This is a genomic window from Ralstonia sp. 22086, assembly GCF_052045975.1.
Lineage (GTDB): Bacteria > Pseudomonadota > Gammaproteobacteria > Burkholderiales > Burkholderiaceae > Ralstonia > Ralstonia wenshanensis.
The window spans coordinates 673,863-690,783 of the sequence record NZ_JBQEPZ010000001.1 but is presented as its reverse complement, the minus strand read 5'-3'; the positions used below and the strand labels follow the sequence as shown (position 1 = coordinate 690,783).

Sequence of the window (16,921 nt, the reverse complement as noted above, 5' to 3'; positions counted from 1 at the left end):
TGCCATGGCAGCCGCGCAGTCGGCGCATGGTCTGAACCCTTAGATTTGAAAGACGTTGTGAGCACCCAGCCAGATTCCATGGATACACGTATGCCGGCCGACGCCGACGCTCAGCCGCCGCGACAAGACGGCGGTGATGGGACTGAGGCCGCGCCTCGTCGCAAGGGACTGCGCCGCGGCTTGCGCAACCTCGTGGCTTCGCGCCGCCAGCAGCAGGACGGCCGCCCTGAGGGTGAAGCCGCTGAGGTGGGTGGCGCGGACGCTGGCCAGCCTGCGCTGCCGCGCAAGAGCCGCGCGCCACGGGTGCGGAAGCCGAAAGAGGCGGCGGCTGAGCCGACGGTCGTTGCCGCAGAAAGTGCTGCATCGGCCGACCAGGCGCCAGCAGACAGCCAGGGCGAGCGACGTGGTCCGCGCGGCCGTTTTGGCAAGAACCGTCGCCGTCAAGGCGAAGGCCAGCCGGCGGAGCGCGCTGAGCGCAGCGAGCGTACGGAAGGTGCAGGGGGCAAGAATGCCGGCGGTCGTGGCAAGCAGCAGAGCCGCAACGGCAAACCGCAAGGCAAGGCCGGCGGCCCGACCCAGAATCGCGGGGGCAAGGGGCTGAAGGGTGGCAAGGGCTCCGAAGACGTCTTCCAATACGTGATTTCAGGCGCGTACGACTCGGAGGTTGACGCCGGCGGCGCCTCGCAGTCTCCCAAGACGCGCGAACTGACATCCGACGATGACGCGCCCAAGCTGCACAAGATCCTGGCTGATGCCGGACTTGGCTCGCGCCGCGACATGGAAGACCTGATCCTGCAGGGTCGCGTTTCAGTGAATGGTCTGCCGGCTCATATCGGCCAGCGCATTCTCGCCACCGACCAGGTGCGCGTGAATGGCAAGCTGATCCAGCGCAAGCTTCCCAACAAGCCGCCGCGCGTGCTCCTGTATCACAAGCCGGCCGGTGAGATTGTCAGCCAGTCCGATCCGGAAGGCCGTCCGACCGTGTTCGATGCATTGCCGCGCATGAAGACCGGCAAGTGGGTCGCTGTGGGTCGCCTAGACTTCAACACCGAAGGCCTGCTGATTTTCACGACTTCCGGTGACATCGCCAACCGGTTCATGCACCCGCGCTATGGCGTTGAGCGTGAATATGCGGTGCGTACGCTTGGAGAGCTGGCTGAGACCGATCGCCAAAAGCTGTTGCACGGCATCCCACTCCAGGACGGCGAAGCCAACTTCCTGCGCTGCGTCGATGGCGGCGGCGAAGGTGTCAACCACTGGTATCACGTTGCTCTGACCGAAGGCCGGAACCGCGAAGTCCGGCGCATGTTCGAAGCGGTCAACCTGACCGTGTCGCGCCTGATCCGTACGCGCTATGGCAGCTTCGTCCTCCCGCGTGGCCTCAAGCGCGGGCGCTGGCAGGAAGTGTCGGCCGAGGATGTGCGTACGCTGATGGGCACGCTGGGCATGAAGGTGCCGACGGCCAGTTCTGGCGGTGGGCAAGACCGCCAGGGCAATCGTCGCCGTGGGCCTGCGCCGGTGCTGATGGGGCCGATGTCGTCTGGCTTTGCCGGTGAAGCAAACTTCCAGTCGCGCGGTATGGGTGTTGAGAACGGTAATCGCGCGCAGCCCGCGCAGCGCCGTCCGTCCAACCCGCGTCAGCCCGATCCGATGCAAACGTCCATGGGCTACATCAATGTGGGCGGTCCGACCACGCTGACAGCGCGCACCCGTATGGGCGAGCGCACGAATGTCCGCGGCGGCGCGGCCGGTGGCGGTGGGATGCGTGATGGGAATCGTTCGCCCGGCGGCAAGCGCCCTGGAAAGAGCGGCGGCGGCATGCCTAACGGCAACAAGGCGCCGCGCGGTGGTGGAAAACGCGGCGGTAAGCGCTAAAAAATGCGGGCGTTGTGTGCGGCAGCCGTCGCAACGCCCCCTTTTGTGGCGGCTTCAGGGCAATTTTTGCGTTTTGCCTGGAAGCGTATTACAATATGAGTCTAATCAAAAGTCATCCTGTAGAAGATGGGCGAATGATATGGGCGTTGCGCCCATTTTTTTTTGCTTCCGCAGGTTGGCCATACCGGGAAATTCTTCAGGAAAAACGTGCATCTGACTGATCTGATTGAGAAAACCCTCACCGCCATGGGTTACGAGCTGGTGGAAGTGGAGCGCGCGCCCGCCGGGCTGCTGCGCGTGTATATCGATCAGGCAGAGAACGGCATCGTCATTGAAGATTGCGAAAAAGTGAGCCATCAGCTCACGCGCGTGTTCGAAGTTGAAAACGTCAACTATGAACGGCTGGAAGTGTCGTCGCCGGGGCTGGATCGCCCGCTGCGCACGCTGGCCGACTTCACGCGCTTCGCCGGCCTTGAGGCCAAGGTGACGCTGCGCTTGCCGGTTGGCGGGCAAAAGAATTTCACGGGAATCATTCAGGCCCCGACGGGCGAACCAGGCCAAGAAAGAATCGGCCTTGAGTTTGAGGGCAAGGAAGGCCCCGCGCTGCTGGAATTTACGCTGTCGGAACTCGACCGCGCCCGGCTGGTGCCCGTGCTGGACTTCAAAGGAAATCGAAACAAAGGGAACAAGCAATGAGCCGCGAAGTTCTGTTGCTCGTCGATGCGCTTGCGCGCGAAAAAAACGTCGACAAGGATGTGGTGTTCGGGGCGCTGGAGGCCGCATTGGCTTCCGCGACCAAGAAGCGCTTTGAAGAAGACGTGGATGTGCGCGTGGCGATCGACCGTGAGTCGGGCGAACACGAAACCTTCCGTCGCTGGCTCGTCGTTCCCGACGATGCAGGCCTGCAGGAACCGGACAAGCAGATCCTGCTGTTCGAAGCCAAGGAGCAGAATCCTGACCTCGATGTAGACGACTTCGTCGAAGAGCAGATCGAGTCGGTCGAGTTCGGTCGCATTGGCGCGCAGGCTGCAAAGCAGGTGATCCTGCAGCGCATCCGCGATGCCGAGCGCGAGCAGATCCTGAATGATTATCTGGATCGTGGCGAGAAGGTCATGACCGGTACGATCAAGCGTGCCGACAAGAAGGGCCTGATCGTTGAAACCGGTCGCGTCGAGGCGCTGCTGGCCCGCGACCAGATGATCCCGAAGGAAAATCTGCGTACGGGCGACCGCGTCCGGGCGTACATCCTGAATGTCGACCGCACCGCACGCGGCCCGCAGATCGAGCTTTCGCGCACTTGCCCTGAGTTCCTGATCAAGCTCTTCGAAAACGAAGTGCCGGAAATGGAACAGGGCCTGCTGGAGATCAAGGCAGCCGCGCGCGATCCTGGCGTGCGTGCGAAAATCGCGGTTGTTGCACACGACAAGCGTATCGATCCGATTGGCACCTGTGTCGGCGTGCGCGGCACCCGTGTGACGGCTGTGCGTAACGAAGTTGGCGGCGAGGCCGTGGACATCGTGCTGTGGTCGGAAGACCCGGCGCAGTTTGTGATTGGTGCGCTGGCGCCGGCGCAGGTGCAGTCCATCGTCGTGGACGAGGAAAAGCACAGCATGGACGTGGTGGTCGACGAGGAAAACCTCGCCGTTGCCATCGGCCGTAGCGGCCAGAACGTTCGCTTGGCGTCGGAATTGACCGGCTGGCAGATCAACATCATGACGCCGGCAGAGTCTGCGCAAAAGCAGGCAGAAGAAAGCTCCGTCGTTCGCCAGTTGTTCATGGCGAAGCTGGACGTGGACGAAGAGGTTGCCGACATCCTGATCGAAGAGGGCTTCAGCTCGCTCGAGGAAGTGGCCTACGTGCCGCTGCAGGAAATGCTGGAAATCGAAGCGTTCGACGAAGACACCGTCAACGAGCTGCGCAACCGCGCTCGCGACGTGTTGCTGACGATGGAGTTGGCGAAGGAAGAAAAGGTCGAGAAGGTGTCGCAAGACCTGCGCGACCTCGAGGGGCTGACCCCGGAGCTGATCGGCAAGCTGGCCGAGGGGAACATCCAGACGCGTGACGACTTGGCCGAGCTGGCCGTGGACGAATTGGTCGAGATGACCGGCGTCGACGAAGAACAAGCCAAGGCGCTGATCATGAAGGCGCGTGAACACTGGTTTTCGTGAGTCGCATAAGCGTTGATCGTTTATCGCAATCCTCACTGAAACCAAGCATCGAAAGGGTTTGAATGGCAAGCACAACAGTTGCCCAACTCGCTGGCGAATTGAACCGTAGCGCATCTGCGCTGCTGGAACAATTGCAGGCCGCGGGCGTGCAAAAGGCGACGCCGGAAGACGTCATCACCGAATCGGACAAGACCCGTCTGCTCGACTATCTCAAGCGAGCACACGGCAGCGCCGAGGATGGCGCGCGCAAGAAGATCACGATCACCAAACGCGAAACCAGCGAAATCCGCCAGGCGGATGCCACCGGCAAGACGCGTACCGTGCAAGTGGAAGTCAAGAAGAAGCGCGTGCTGGTCAAGCGTGATGAGCCGAACGCGGCACAGGCCGAATCGGAGGCTGCAGAGGCCGCACCGGTGGTCGATGCCGAGGAAGTCGCGCGTCGCGAGGAAGAACAGCGCCGCCAGGCCGAATTGCTGGCTCGCCAGGAAGCCGAGCTGAAGGCACGCCAGGAAGCGATGGAGCGCGAGGAGGCTGAGCGTCGCGCCCGTCAGGAAGCCGCCGAAGCCGAGCAGAAGCGTCAGGCTGAACTCGCTGCCAAGAAGGCGGAAGAGGAAGCCGTGGCTGCCCGCGCTGCCGCTGAAGCGTCGGACGAAGCCCCGCGCCGCAAGGCCGAGGAAGACGCCGCACGTCTGGCAACCGAGCGCGAAGCGGCCCAGAAGGCTGCTGACGAAGCGCGCGTTGCTGCCGACAAGATCAAGGCCGAGGAAGATGCCGCTCGCAAGCGTCGCGAAGCTGCTGAAGCCGAAGCCCGAGCCATCCGCGAGATGATGAGCGCTCCGGCTCGCGTGCTGAAGACGCCCGCTGAGCGTAAGGCTGAAGAGGTCAAGAAGGCCGAGCAATCGGGCACGCTGCACAAGCCGGTCAAGCCGGCTGGCGAAGCACGCCCGGCTGCGGCTGCCAAGAAGCCGGCTGCCCCCGCACCTGCCGCTGCTGCACCGGGCTCGCCTACGGGTGACAAGAAGGGCGGTCGTGGCAAGGCGGGTTGGCAAGACGACAACCGTGGTGGGAAGCGTGGCGGCTTGAAGACACGCGGCGACACCGGTGGCGGTGCCGACGGCTGGCGCTCAGGCTCCAAGGGTGGCCGCAACCGCCATGGCGACGACAACCGCAATGCCTTCCAGGCACCGACCGAGCCGGTCGTGCGTGAAGTGCACGTGCCGGAAACCATCTCTGTGGCCGATCTGGCGCACAAGATGTCGGTCAAGGCTGCCGAAGTCATCAAGCAGATGATGAAGCTCGGCCAGATGGTGACGATCAACCAGGTGCTGGACCAGGAGACCGCGATGATCGTGGTCGAAGAGATGGGCCACCAGGCGGTCGCAGCCAAGCTGGACGATCCGGAAGCGCTGCTGATTGGCGGCGTGGAAGAGCCGACGAACGCCGAGGCCGAAACCCGTCCGCCTGTCGTGACCGTCATGGGTCACGTCGATCACGGCAAGACCTCGCTGCTGGACTACATTCGTCGTGCCAAGGTTGCGGCAGGCGAAGCCGGCGGCATCACGCAGCACATCGGTGCGTATCACGTTGAAACCGATCGCGGCGTCATCACCTTCCTCGACACCCCGGGTCACGAGGCCTTCACGGCCATGCGTGCACGTGGTGCCAAGGCAACCGACATCGTGATTCTGGTCGTGGCTGCCGACGACGGCGTCATGCCGCAGACGAAGGAAGCCATCGCCCACGCGAAGGCGGCCGAGGTGCCCATCGTGGTGGCGATCACCAAGGTCGACAAGCCCGAAGCCAACCCCGACCGGGTCAAGCAGGAGCTGGTGGCGGAGAGCGTGATTCCGGAAGAGTACGGCGGCGATGTGCCATTCGTGCCGGTATCCGCCAAGACTGGCGAAGGTATCGACAGCCTGCTGGAAAACGTGCTGCTGCAGGCTGAAGTGCTGGAACTGAAGGCGCCGGTCAATGCGCCGGCCAAGGGTCTGGTGGTGGAAGCGCAGTTGGACAAGGGCAAGGGCCCGATCGCTACGGTGCTCGTGCAGAGCGGTACGCTCAAGCGCGGCGACGTGGTGCTCGCAGGCACGGCCTATGGCCGCGTGCGTGCCATGCTGGACGAAAACGGCAAGTCGGCCAAGGAGGCTGGTCCGTCGATCCCGGTGGAAATTCAGGGTCTGTCGGAAGTGCCGGGCGCCGGTGAAGAAGTGCTGGTACTGCCGGACGAGCGCAAGGCGCGCGAAATCGCGCTGTTCCGCCAAGGCAAGTTCCGCGACGTGAAGCTGGCGCGCCAACAGGCTGCCAAGCTGGAGAACATGCTGGAGCAGATGAGCGAAGGCGACGTGAAGTCGCTGCCGCTGATCATCAAGGCAGACGTTCAGGGCTCGCAGGAAGCGCTGGTGCATTCGCTCAAGAAGCTGTCGACCGGCGAAGTGCGTGTGCAGATCGTGCACGCTGCTGTGGGCGGCATCACTGAGTCGGACGTCAACCTGGCAACCGCGTCGAAGGCCGTCATCATCGGCTTCAACACGCGGGCCGATGCCGGTGCGCGAAAGCTGGCGGAGAACCACGGCATCGACATCCGCTACTACAACATCATCTATGACGCTGTGGATGAGGTGAAGGCGGCGATGTCGGGCATGCTTTCGCCGGAAAAGCGCGAAGAGACGACGGGCCTTGTCGAGGTGCGCCAGGTCTTCCACGTACCGAAGGTGGGTGCAGTGGCTGGCTGTATGGTGCTGGACGGCTTCGTCAAGCGCAATTCGCTGGTGCGGGTGCTGCGTGCGAACGTGGTCATTTTCTCGGGCGAACTCGATTCGCTCAAGCGCTTCAAGGACGATGTGAAGGAAGTGAAGCAAGGCTTCGAGTGCGGCCTGTCGATCAAGAACTTCAACGACGTTCAGGAAGGCGATCAACTCGAGGTCTACGAGATCACCGAGGTGGCGCGTACGCTGTAATACGTTGGCCGGACGCTGCGGTGTCCGGCTCGACTTTGCGACGGTGGCCCGGGCGCGTCCCGCGCCACCGTTTTGTCTTTTGGGCCGGGCTGGCGCGTGCCGGCGGCGCCCATGTGAGGAACACACTATGCCGAAGAAATCGGGATCGGCCGCTGGCCGCAACGTGCGCATCGCCGATCAGATCCAGCGTGATCTGGCCGAATTGATCCAGCGCGAAATCAAGAACCCGGCGATGGGCCTGGTGACGCTGCAATCCGTGACGCTCACGCCTGACTACGCGCACGCCAAGATCTACTTCACGGTGCTGGGCGCCGAGCCGGAAGTCGCCGGCGCCATCCTGAACGACAAAGCTGGCTACCTACATTCGCTATTGTTCAAGCGCCTGCACATCCACACGGTGCCGACACTGCATTTCCACTTCGACGGTTCGGTCGAGCGTGGTATCGAGATGTCGCGATTGATCGATGAGGCCAACGCCACGCGCGCCAAAGACGACTGAAGATGGCTGAGCAACATGCGCCCAGGTCGCAGAAGCCGCCGCGCCGTGATGTGCACGGTGTGCTGCTGCTGGACAAGCCGATCGGCTGGTCGAGCAACGATGCGCTGATCCGCGCCAAGCGCCTGCTGTGGGCTAAGAAGGCGGGGCATACCGGCACGCTCGATCCGCTGGCTACCGGCCTGCTACCGCTGTGTTTTGGCGAGGCGACCAAGTTTTCACAGGATTTGCTCGATGCGGATAAGACGTATGAGACCGTCGTGCGGCTTGGCATCAAGACGAGTACCGCAGATGCGGAAGGCGAGGTGCTGAGCGAGCGTCCGGTGTCGGTCACGCCGGAGCAACTGCAAGTAGCCATCGCGCGCTTTGTCGGCGAGATCGACCAGGTGCCGCCGATGCACTCGGCGCTGAAGAAGGACGGCAAGCCGTTGTACGAGTACGCGCGCGCGGGTCAGACCGTGGAACGTGCTGCACGTCGAGTAACGATCCACGCGATCGATGTGCTGGCGACGGATCTGGAGTCGGCAACGCCGACGATCACGTTGCGCGTGTCATGCAGCAAGGGAACGTACATCCGCACGTTGGGCGAAGACATTGGCGAAGCGCTGGGCTGCGGCGGGCATCTGGTTGCGCTGCGTCGCACGCAGGTCGGCAATCTGACACTGGACGGCGCCGTGACGCTCGAATCGCTGGACGCAGCCCCTGACGATGCGCGCGCCGCATTGCTGGCACCAGTCGATGCGCTGTTGCAGACCCTGCCGCGTGTGGAGTTGGATGCGGAAGAGAGCCGCCGCTTCCTGCATGGTCAGCGCTTGCCGTTGCGATTGGCGTTACCGAATGCAGATCAGGTGCGTGTGTACGGCGTGCGTGACCCGATTGCAGCGGATGCCACAGCGTCGCTGCTCGGTGTGGCGGCTTGGCAAGGCGGTGTGCTGCGGCCGGAACGGCTCGTGCATCTTTAAGCCGATCGACGGCAACAAAAAGCCACGCAGCTACGCGTGGCTTTCTTGTTTGCGCGATCTTGGATCAGTGCGCGCCGGCTGCCGCTTCTGCACCCGCCGCCGACTTCGCCGGCTTGGTCAGCCAGATGAAGACGATCAGCACGATAAACAGCACCGCCGAAATCCAGAAGATATCGTTGGCGCCCAACATTGCGGCTTGCTGCGAGATCACGCGTTCGATCACGCCATTGGCCTGCAGGTTGGGCATGCCAAGCTGCGTGTACTGGTTGATCGACGACGCATAGGCCGGGTTGTACGGATTCACGTGTTCAACCAGTTGCGCGTGGTGCAGGGCAGAGCGGTTGTCCCACACCGTAGTCGAGATCGATGCTCCGATGCCACCGAACATGATCCGCACGAAGTTCGATAAACCCGATGCTGCCGGAATCCGCTCGGGCGACAGGCCCGACAGGATGATCGACGTGAGCGGGATGAAGAACATTGCCATGGCGGCGCCCTGGATCAGCGTCGGAATCATCAGCGTCCACGTATCCACCTGCACGGTAAAGTGCGAGCGCATCCAGAACACAAGTGCGAAGGTCATGAACGCCGTGGTCGCGACCCAGCGTGCGTCCATCTTGGGCAGGTTCTTGCCGATGACGGGCGAGAGGATGATGGCGAAGATGCCCACTGGCGCCATGATCAGGCCCGCATCCGTGGCGGTGTAGCCGACGATGGTCTGCAGCCACAGCGGCAGGATCACGAGGTTGCCGAAGAACAACCCGTATGCCACCGAGATGGCCACGACCCCGGCGCTGAAGTTGCGGCCCTTGAACAGCGTCAGGTCCACGACGGGGTGATCTTCGGTCAGCTCCCACACCAGGAAGAACGCGAAGCCCACGATTGCAATGACCGTCAGCACCACGACCTCGGTCGAGTTGAACCAGTCGAGTTCCTTGCCGCGATCGAGCATCAACTGAAGCGAGCCCACCCACAGGATCAATAGCGCCAGGCCGATCTTGTCGATCGGGAGTGCGCGTGTCGGCGATTCACGATCCTTGTAGATGACCCATGTCGCGTACGCTGCGAGGACGCCCACCGGGATATTGATGTAGAAAATCCACGGCCAGCTCATGTTGTCAGAGATCCAGCCGCCGAAGATCGGCCCCATGATTGGCGCGACCAGCGTTGTCATGCCCCATAGGGCCAACGCCATTGAGCTTTTGGCGGGCGGATATGTCGACAGCAGCAGCGATTGCGACAGTGGAATCATCGGACCTGCGACAGCGCCCTGGATGATCCGGGCCGCGATCAGCATGCCCATATTGGGCGCCAGCCCGCACGCCCACGACGACAGCACGAACAGCAGAATGGACGTGACGAACAGGCGCACCTGCCCGAAACGCTGCGTCAGCCACCCCGTGAGCGGCACCGAGATGGCGTTGGCTACCGCAAACGAGGTGATGACCCACGTGCCCTGGTTTGGGGCCACGCCCAGGTCGCCCGAAATTGCCGGGATCGACACGTTGGCGATGGACGAATCCAGCACGTTCATGAAGGTGGCCAGCGACAGCGCGACCGTACCGATCGCCAGTTTGGCGCCGGTCAGTGGCTGTAGCGGCTTGGGCGCGGCGGTTGCCATGCGTCAGACCTTGGGTGCGGGTTGCGAAGTGCGCGGAGCCGTTGCAGCCGGCACGTTGGTGGCGGCCGGTGCCGAAGCGCCGCCGCGGCCGGCGTTGGCCGTGATGATGCTGGCAATGACCTGATCGGCGTCTTTTCCGGCCTGGTCGTACACCGTCGTTTGCAGCGGCGAGGCTGTCGGGGCGGTGGCCAGGCTTTGGCCGCCTTCATCGTGGATGTCGACCTTGGCTTCCATCGACAGGCCCACGCGCAGCGGGTGGTCCTTCAGGTCCTTCGGGTCGAGCGACACGCGTACCGGCAGGCGTTGCACCACCTTGATCCAGTTGCCCGTGGCGTTCTGTGCCGGCAGCAGCGAGAACGCCGAGCCCGTGCCCGCCGAGAAACCGACCACCTTGCCGTGATACGTCACGCTGCTGCCATATACGTCGGCCACCAGTTCAACCGGCTGGCCCACGCGCATATGGCGCACCTGGACTTCCTTGAAGTTGGCGTCCACCCAGAGCTGGTCCAGCGGCACGATGGCCATCAGCGGCGTGCCCGGAGCGACGCGCTGGCCGACCTGCACCGAACGCTTGGCCACATAGCCCGTCACCGAAGCCGGCAGGCTCGTACGCGCATAGGCCAGGTAAGCCTCACGCACCTTGGCAGCAGCCTGCAATACGTTCGGGTGACGCTCCAGCGTGGTCTGCTCGGTCAGCACACGGTTGCCTTGCAACTGTTCCTTGGCGGCTTCCAGTGCGGATTGCGCAGCCTGAACAGCGGTTTGTGCGTGCGAGATTTCTTCTTGCGACACGGCACCCGTGCCGGCGATCTGCTTGCGCCGTGCCAGGTCGTCCTTCGCTTTGGCGAGATCGCTTTCGCGCATGGCCAACGTGGCGGTGAACGCGCTGGTGTTCGAATACAGCGTGCGCACTTGGCGCACCGTCTGCGCGAGCGCCGCTTCGGCCTGCTCCAGAGCGACGCGTGCATCGGCACGGTCCAGTTCGATCAGAGGCTGGCCTGAGGTGACGAGCTGCGTGTCATCGGCGCGAATGGCGACCACGGTGCCCGCCACCTGCGGCGTCACCTGGACCACGTTGCCTTGCACGTATGCATCGTCGGTCGACTCGAACCAGCGGCCGTACAGGCCCCAGTAGAGGCCGTAGCCGACGCCGGCAACCACCAGTGCGGCGGCCAGCGTGGTCAGCATGCGCTTGCGCTTTCCGTTGGCATTGCCGTTGCCGGCGGGCGTTGCCGCGGGGGCTGAGGGTGCGGGGGCAGCGGACGGTGCGGCTTGGGGCTTGTTGTCACTCATGATGTTGGCTCGAAAGAATGCGGTGGAACGGTCGGTTCAGTTCAGTTCAATTCAGTACAGCTCAGCCATGCGAGGCGGTGGCCTCGGGCTTGGCGCCCGGCAGGTCTTCTGTTGTATAGCCACCGCCGAGGGCCTTGATGAGGGCCATCTGCGCGTCGAGCCGGCGTGCCTGCAGATCGGTCGCGAGCTTGCGTTGCTGCAGCACGGTCGTCTCGGCGTTCAGCACAACCAGTTGTGTGCCAAGGCCGGCGCTGTAGCGGGTGCGGGCGAGGCTGTAGGCGCGCTCAGCTTCGCTCAAGGCGGTGCGCTGGATGGTGATCTGCGAGTCAATGCTGTGCAGCGTGGTGATCTGGTCAGCGGTGTCGTGCAGGGCTTCGGTGAGCGTCTGGTTGTAGCTCGCGACAGCGGCGTCATAGTTGGCGTACTTGCCGCGCAGGTTGGCGCGCAGCTTGCCGCCCTGGAAGATCGGCAGCTTGAGCGCCGGGCCGATACCGAGCTGACGCGATGCGCCAAGCAGCAGGTTTTCCGGCGCAATCGAGGCCAGCCCCAGGAATGCAGTCAGGCTGATATCCGGCAGGAACTGCGCCTTGGCGACGTCGATATCCTTCGACGCGGCTTCTACGCGCCAGCGCGCAGCCACGAGATCCGGGCGACGGCCGATCAGGTCGATGGTCAGGTTGTTCGGCAGCTTGGGCGTGGTTTGCGCGAGCAGCGTCGGGCGTGTGATTGCGAGTCCGCGGTCGGGGCCCTTGCCCAGCAGCGCGGCCAACTGGTTGCGTGCCAGCGCGATCTGCTCGTCGACTTGTTCAAGTTCCGTTTGTGCAGCGGCCACATTGGCGCGGGCCTGCGTGGTTTCAACTTGCGTATCAAGACCCGCACGCACGCGTTGGCCTGCAAGGTTGGTCAGATCCTTGCGCTGCACGATCGCACGTTCGGCCACGTCGCGCTGCGCGTAGAGCGCCGCGAGCTTGGCGTAGGTGCGTGCCACCGTGGTCGACAGCATCAGACGCGAAGCCTGGCTTTCCGCTTCCATCGATTTGTCATCGGACAGCGCAGCTTCCAGCGCGGAGCGATTCTTGCCCCAGAAATCCAGGTCGTAACTCACGCCCAGCTGGATCTTCGATTCCGTGAACCACCGGCCAGCCAGCGGCGTGCCTTCAAACATGTCGTATTCCGACAGGCGCTGGCGCGTCATGTCGGCATCGAGCCCCACGCTCGGATACAGGTTGCCGCGCACCACATCGGCCATCGCACGCGACGCGCGCACGCGGGCAAAGGCGACTTGCAGGTTCGGGTTGTCCTTGATGGCCTCATCTACCAGTGCGCGCAGTTGCGGATCGTTGAACTGATCGACCCAGTTCTGCGACGGCCACTGGCCGCCTTGCGAGGGCAACGATTGCGTGCTCGCCAACTGGCTCGGCGTGGTCAGAGTCTGTGTGCTGTGCGAATTGCCGAGGTTCGCGCAACCGGCCAGCACGGCCAGCGTCACGGCGGAAAGCGCCACACCCAGGCGTGCCGGCCATTGCGCGCGCGTACTGCCGGCGCGGCTTAGGGGCGAAAGTGCCTGAGGGGCGGAGTTCAAGGCGTTCATGTTGTTTGATGGGTCAAGCGATCAAGGGGGCGGGAAGCGTCCGGTGCTGCGTGTGCAATTCGGGCAAAGCGGCGTCAGTGACCGGCGGGGCGCACGCGATGCGCCTCCGTTGCGGCGCCGTTGTCGAGAATGCGCTTGAGAAGTCCGCGCAGCGTATCGACGTCGCCCGGCGTGAAGCCAGCAAAGAAACGGTTCAGCACGTGCGTATAGATGGCCGGCATGCGGTCGGCCAAGTCGCGGCCGGCCTGGGTCACCTCCAGATGCACGACACGGCGGTCGGACTCGCTGCGCACGCGCTCGATCAGGCCACGCTTTTCCATGCGGCTGAGCATGCGCGTGAGTGAGCCGATGTCGGTATTCAGCTCGCGGCCGAGATCGGTAGCGGTTTGGCATCGGCCGTTGGCGAGCAGCACCAGGCAGCTGGCCTGCGAGTGCGTCACATCCATCGCGGCAACCTCCTGCTCGATGGCCATGGACAGCGCCGTCTTGGCGCGCCCCACGAGGTAGCCCACGCTTTCGCACATGCGGTAGTCCTCCACCCGGAAGAGGGTTCCGGCAGCAATTTCGGTGGCGGGTCTTGTTTGTTCGGACATCTTATGTATGCACAATCATTGTCCGGACAAATATACGAATCGGCGCAGCAAACAGCAAGGTACTGAATGCGCGATTCCACTTTTAGAAATAATTGGTGATCTAGTGCGCACGCAATCTGTGCTCCTTCATCGATTCGTCAAGGAGTGTCATGTCTTGCGCATCGCAGCATGCTAGAATGTCAGGTTATTCCGCGAGCTGAATTTGGGTACTGTCCCGGGCTCGTGTCACGTCTTTTCGAGTTCACATCCCATGCGCGCGCTTCGCAACATCGCCATCATTGCCCACGTTGACCACGGCAAAACCACGCTGGTCGACCAGCTCCTTCGCCAAGCCGGCACGTTCCGCGAGAACGAGCAGATCGCCGAGCGCGTGATGGATTCGAACGACATCGAAAAAGAACGTGGCATCACGATCCTGGCCAAAAACTGCGCGGTCGAATACAACGGCACGCACATCAACATCGTCGACACGCCGGGGCACGCCGACTTCGGCGGTGAAGTGGAGCGTGTGCTGTCGATGGTCGATGGCGTGCTGCTGCTGGTCGATGCCGTGGAAGGCCCGATGCCGCAAACGCGTTTTGTGACGCGCAAGGCGCTGGCCCTGGGCCTGAAGCCGATCGTCGTGATCAACAAGGTGGACCGTCCGGGCGCGCGTCCGGAGTGGGTGATCAACCAGACCTTCGATTTGTTCGACAAGCTGGGCGCCAACGACGACCAGCTCGACTTCCCGGTCGTGTACGCCTCGGGCCTGAACGGTTACGCCGGCCTGACTGACGACGTGCGCGAAGGCGACATGAAGCCGCTGTTCGAGACCATTCTCGACAAGGTGCCGCAGCGTAACGACGACCCGAACGGCCCGTTCCAGCTGCAGATCATCTCGCTGGACTATTCCAGCTACGTCGGCAAGATCGGCGTGGGCCGCATCACGCGTGGCCGCGTGCGTCCGCTGCAGGACGTGGTGGTCAAGTTCGGCCCGGAAGGCAACCCGATCAAGGGCCGTATCAACCAGGTGCTGAAGTTCCGCGGCCTGGAGCGCGAGCTGGTGCAGGAAGCCGAAGCCGGCGACATCGTGCTGATCAACGGTATTGAAGAACTGGGCATCGGCTGCACCGTGTGCGCCCCGGACGCTCAGGAAGCGCTGCCGATGCTGAAGGTGGACGAGCCGACGCTGACGATGAACTTCTGCGTCAACACCTCGCCCCTGGCTGGCCGCGAAGGCAAGTTCGTGACGAGCCGCCAACTGCGCGATCGTCTGGACCGCGAGCTGAAGTCCAACGTGGCCCTGCGCGTGAAGGACACCGGCGACGACACGATCTTCGAAGTGTCGGGCCGTGGCGAATTGCATCTGACGATTCTGGTGGAAAACATGCGCCGTGAAGGCTACGAGCTGGCCGTGTCGCGCCCGCGCGTGGTGTTCAAGGAAATCGACGGCGTGAAGTGCGAGCCGTTCGAGCGCCTGACCGTGGACGTGGAAGACGGCCACCAGGGCGGCGTGATGGAAGAGCTGGGCCGCCGTAAGGGCGAACTGCTCGACATGGCGTCGGACGGCAAGGGCCGTACGCGTCTGGAATACCGCATTCCGGCCCGTGGCCTGATCGGCTTCCAAGGTGAATTCCTGACGCTGACGCGCGGCACCGGCCTGATCAGCCACATCTTCGACGATTACTCGCCGGTCAAGGAAGGCGACCTGGGCGAGCGCCACAACGGCGTGCTGATATCGCAGGACGACGGCGCCGCCGTGGCCTACGCGCTGTGGAAACTGCAGGATCGCGGCCGCATGTTCGTGTCGCCTGGCGATGCGCTGTACGAAGGCATGATCATCGGGATCCATAGCCGCGACAACGACTTGGTCGTCAACCCGATCAAGGGCAAGCAGCTGACCAACGTGCGTGCGTCGGGCACCGATGAAGCCGTTCGCCTGGTGCCGCCGATCCAGATGTCGCTGGAATACGCGGTCGAATTCATCGCCGACGACGAACTGGTGGAAGTCACGCCGAAGAGCATCCGCCTGCGCAAGCGTCACCTGAAGGAACATGAGCGCAAGCGCGCCTCGCGTGAAGAAGCAGTCTGATCGCCAGTCGATCTGCCAGAAAAGCGCCCCGAGATTTCGGGGCGTTTTTTTCGTCTGGCGATCCCGGTGGCGTTATGCCTCGATGCGCACAAAGGCTTGTGCCAGATCCTCGATCAAGTCTTGCGGGTCTTCCAGTCCGATATGCAGGCGCACGATCGGGCCCGCTCTGGACCAATCCGTGCAGGTGCGTGTGCCCGCTACATTGCTGACCGTCGCAAGACTCTCGAACCCGCCCCACGAGGCGCCGATGCCGAACAGCATGAGGGCATCGACGAAGCGCCCGGCGGTTTGCGCATCTGCTTGGGCGAATTCGAACGAGAGTAGTCCGTTGGTGCCGCTGCAGTCGCGTTGCCACAATGCGTGGCCGCGGTCTTCGGGAAGCGCGGGGCAAAAGACACGTGCCACTTCCGGGCGCGACACAAGCCAGTGCGCAATCTCCAGCGCGTTACGTTCATGCATGGCGAGGCGCGCGGCCAGCGTGCGGGTGCCGCGCAGCACGAGATAGGCGTCGTCGGGGCTGACGGCCACGCCTTGCGCGTCGCACATCGTGGCGAGCGTTTGCCAGCACGCTTGTGTGGTGGTCACCGTGCCCATCATCACGTCGGAGTGGCCGCTTAGGTACTTGGTTGCTGCCATGATCGATACGTCGGCGCCCAGTGTGAGCGGGCGGTATTGCATACCCGAGCCCCATGTGTTGTCGGCGACGACAAGCGCCCCATGGCGATGCGCGATCTCGGCCAGCGCAGGCAGGTCGCACATTTCGTAGACGAGCGAGCCCGGGCATTCCACGTAGACGATCTTGGTGGTCGGCCTGAGTTGCTGTGCGACATCAGTGCCGTCGGCGCGGAAGTACGTCACCTCCACGCCCCAGGGGCGCAGAAACGTATCGACGAAATGGCGCAGCGGCTGGTAGACGCAATCGGCAATCAATACGTGATCCCCTGGGCGGGCGAAGGCCAGGAAGATCATCGAAATGGCGGCCAGGCCGGTTGGGAAGAGCCGCGTACGATGACCGCCTTCGAGTTGCGCGACAACGTCTTCCAGCGCAAAGCCCGTCGGGTTGCCGCGCGCACCGTAGGTGAACATGCGTTCGGTGCCGCGACGGCGGCGCGCGTCGTTCATCTCGTCCATCGAATCGAACAGCACGGTGGAGGCGCGCACGACGGGCGGGTTGACTGCTCGGCCGCCTTCAAAGGTGGGTGAGGTGCCGCCCTTAACGAGGCGAGTCGCGAGCCGGGTCGCCTGTCGTGGATCGGTTTTCTGCGATGACATGGTGCGTGGGCCTTGATGGTTG

Annotated in this window: 12 protein-coding genes; 7 read left to right on the top strand and 5 right to left on the bottom strand. The window is 63.4% G+C overall.

Annotated features, from left to right (window positions below; all coding sequences use genetic code 11):
* Positions 1-90 precede the first annotated feature (90 nt).
* The 6 genes from ACTJK6_RS03215 to truB all read left to right on the top strand — a co-directional run bounded on the left by ACTJK6_RS03215 (position 91) and on the right by truB (position 8,458).
* Positions 91-1,875 carry a pseudouridine synthase gene (locus tag ACTJK6_RS03215; RefSeq protein ID WP_440838773.1) on the top strand — a complete coding sequence of 595 codons (1,785 nt, stop codon included), beginning with the start codon at positions 91-93 and terminating at the stop codon, positions 1,873-1,875.
* 207 nt (positions 1,876-2,082) lie between these two features.
* Positions 2,083-2,571, top strand: a complete 489-nt coding sequence (gene rimP / locus ACTJK6_RS03210; RefSeq protein ID WP_232042552.1) for a ribosome maturation factor RimP — start codon at positions 2,083-2,085, stop codon at positions 2,569-2,571.
* Positions 2,568-4,043, top strand: a complete 1,476-nt coding sequence (gene nusA, locus ACTJK6_RS03205) for a transcription termination factor NusA (protein WP_027677577.1) — start codon at positions 2,568-2,570, stop codon at positions 4,041-4,043. The genes rimP and nusA overlap by 4 nt, the downstream gene beginning before the upstream one ends.
* A 62-nt stretch (positions 4,044-4,105) precedes the next feature.
* Positions 4,106-7,000, top strand: coding sequence for a translation initiation factor IF-2 (infB, locus tag ACTJK6_RS03200; RefSeq protein ID WP_260802616.1), 2,895 nt, complete (start codon positions 4,106-4,108; stop codon positions 6,998-7,000).
* Positions 7,001-7,127: 127 nt separating this feature from the next.
* Entirely contained in the window at positions 7,128-7,499 is a 372-nt protein-coding gene (rbfA, locus tag ACTJK6_RS03195) for a 30S ribosome-binding factor RbfA (protein WP_440838337.1), read from the top strand.
* Between the two features lie 2 nt (positions 7,500-7,501).
* Positions 7,502-8,458: a tRNA pseudouridine(55) synthase TruB gene (truB, locus tag ACTJK6_RS03190; protein WP_440838336.1), complete on the top strand. Its 957-nt coding sequence runs from the start codon at positions 7,502-7,504 to the stop codon at positions 8,456-8,458.
* Between the two features lie 64 nt (positions 8,459-8,522).
* Here truB and ACTJK6_RS03185 read toward each other — a convergent pair whose 3' ends face one another.
* From ACTJK6_RS03185 to ACTJK6_RS03170, 4 genes are all read right to left on the bottom strand, one after another.
* Positions 8,523-10,079, bottom strand: coding sequence for a DHA2 family efflux MFS transporter permease subunit (locus ACTJK6_RS03185; protein WP_440838335.1), 1,557 nt, complete (start codon positions 10,077-10,079; stop codon positions 8,523-8,525).
* Between the two features lie 3 nt (positions 10,080-10,082).
* Entirely contained in the window at positions 10,083-11,372 is a 1,290-nt protein-coding gene (locus tag ACTJK6_RS03180; protein WP_440838334.1) for an HlyD family secretion protein, read from the bottom strand.
* Positions 11,373-11,433: 61 nt separating this feature from the next.
* Entirely contained in the window at positions 11,434-12,963 is a 1,530-nt protein-coding gene (locus tag ACTJK6_RS03175) for an AdeC/AdeK/OprM family multidrug efflux complex outer membrane factor (protein ID WP_440838333.1), read from the bottom strand.
* 74 nt (positions 12,964-13,037) lie between these two features.
* Positions 13,038-13,556, bottom strand: a complete 519-nt coding sequence (locus tag ACTJK6_RS03170) for a MarR family winged helix-turn-helix transcriptional regulator (RefSeq protein ID WP_232042559.1) — start codon at positions 13,554-13,556, stop codon at positions 13,038-13,040.
* A gap of 250 nt (positions 13,557-13,806) precedes the next feature.
* On the opposite strand from ACTJK6_RS03170, the gene typA reads away from it, so the two are divergent.
* Complete coding sequence (typA, locus tag ACTJK6_RS03165) at positions 13,807-15,627, top strand: translational GTPase TypA (RefSeq protein WP_004626434.1); 1,821 nt, start codon at positions 13,807-13,809, stop codon at positions 15,625-15,627.
* Positions 15,628-15,699: 72 nt separating this feature from the next.
* Here the strand turns inward: typA and metC are convergent, their stop codons facing one another.
* Positions 15,700-16,899: a cystathionine beta-lyase gene (gene metC, locus ACTJK6_RS03160; RefSeq protein WP_440838332.1), complete on the bottom strand. Its 1,200-nt coding sequence runs from the start codon at positions 16,897-16,899 to the stop codon at positions 15,700-15,702.
* Positions 16,900-16,921: the final 22 nt, after the last annotated feature.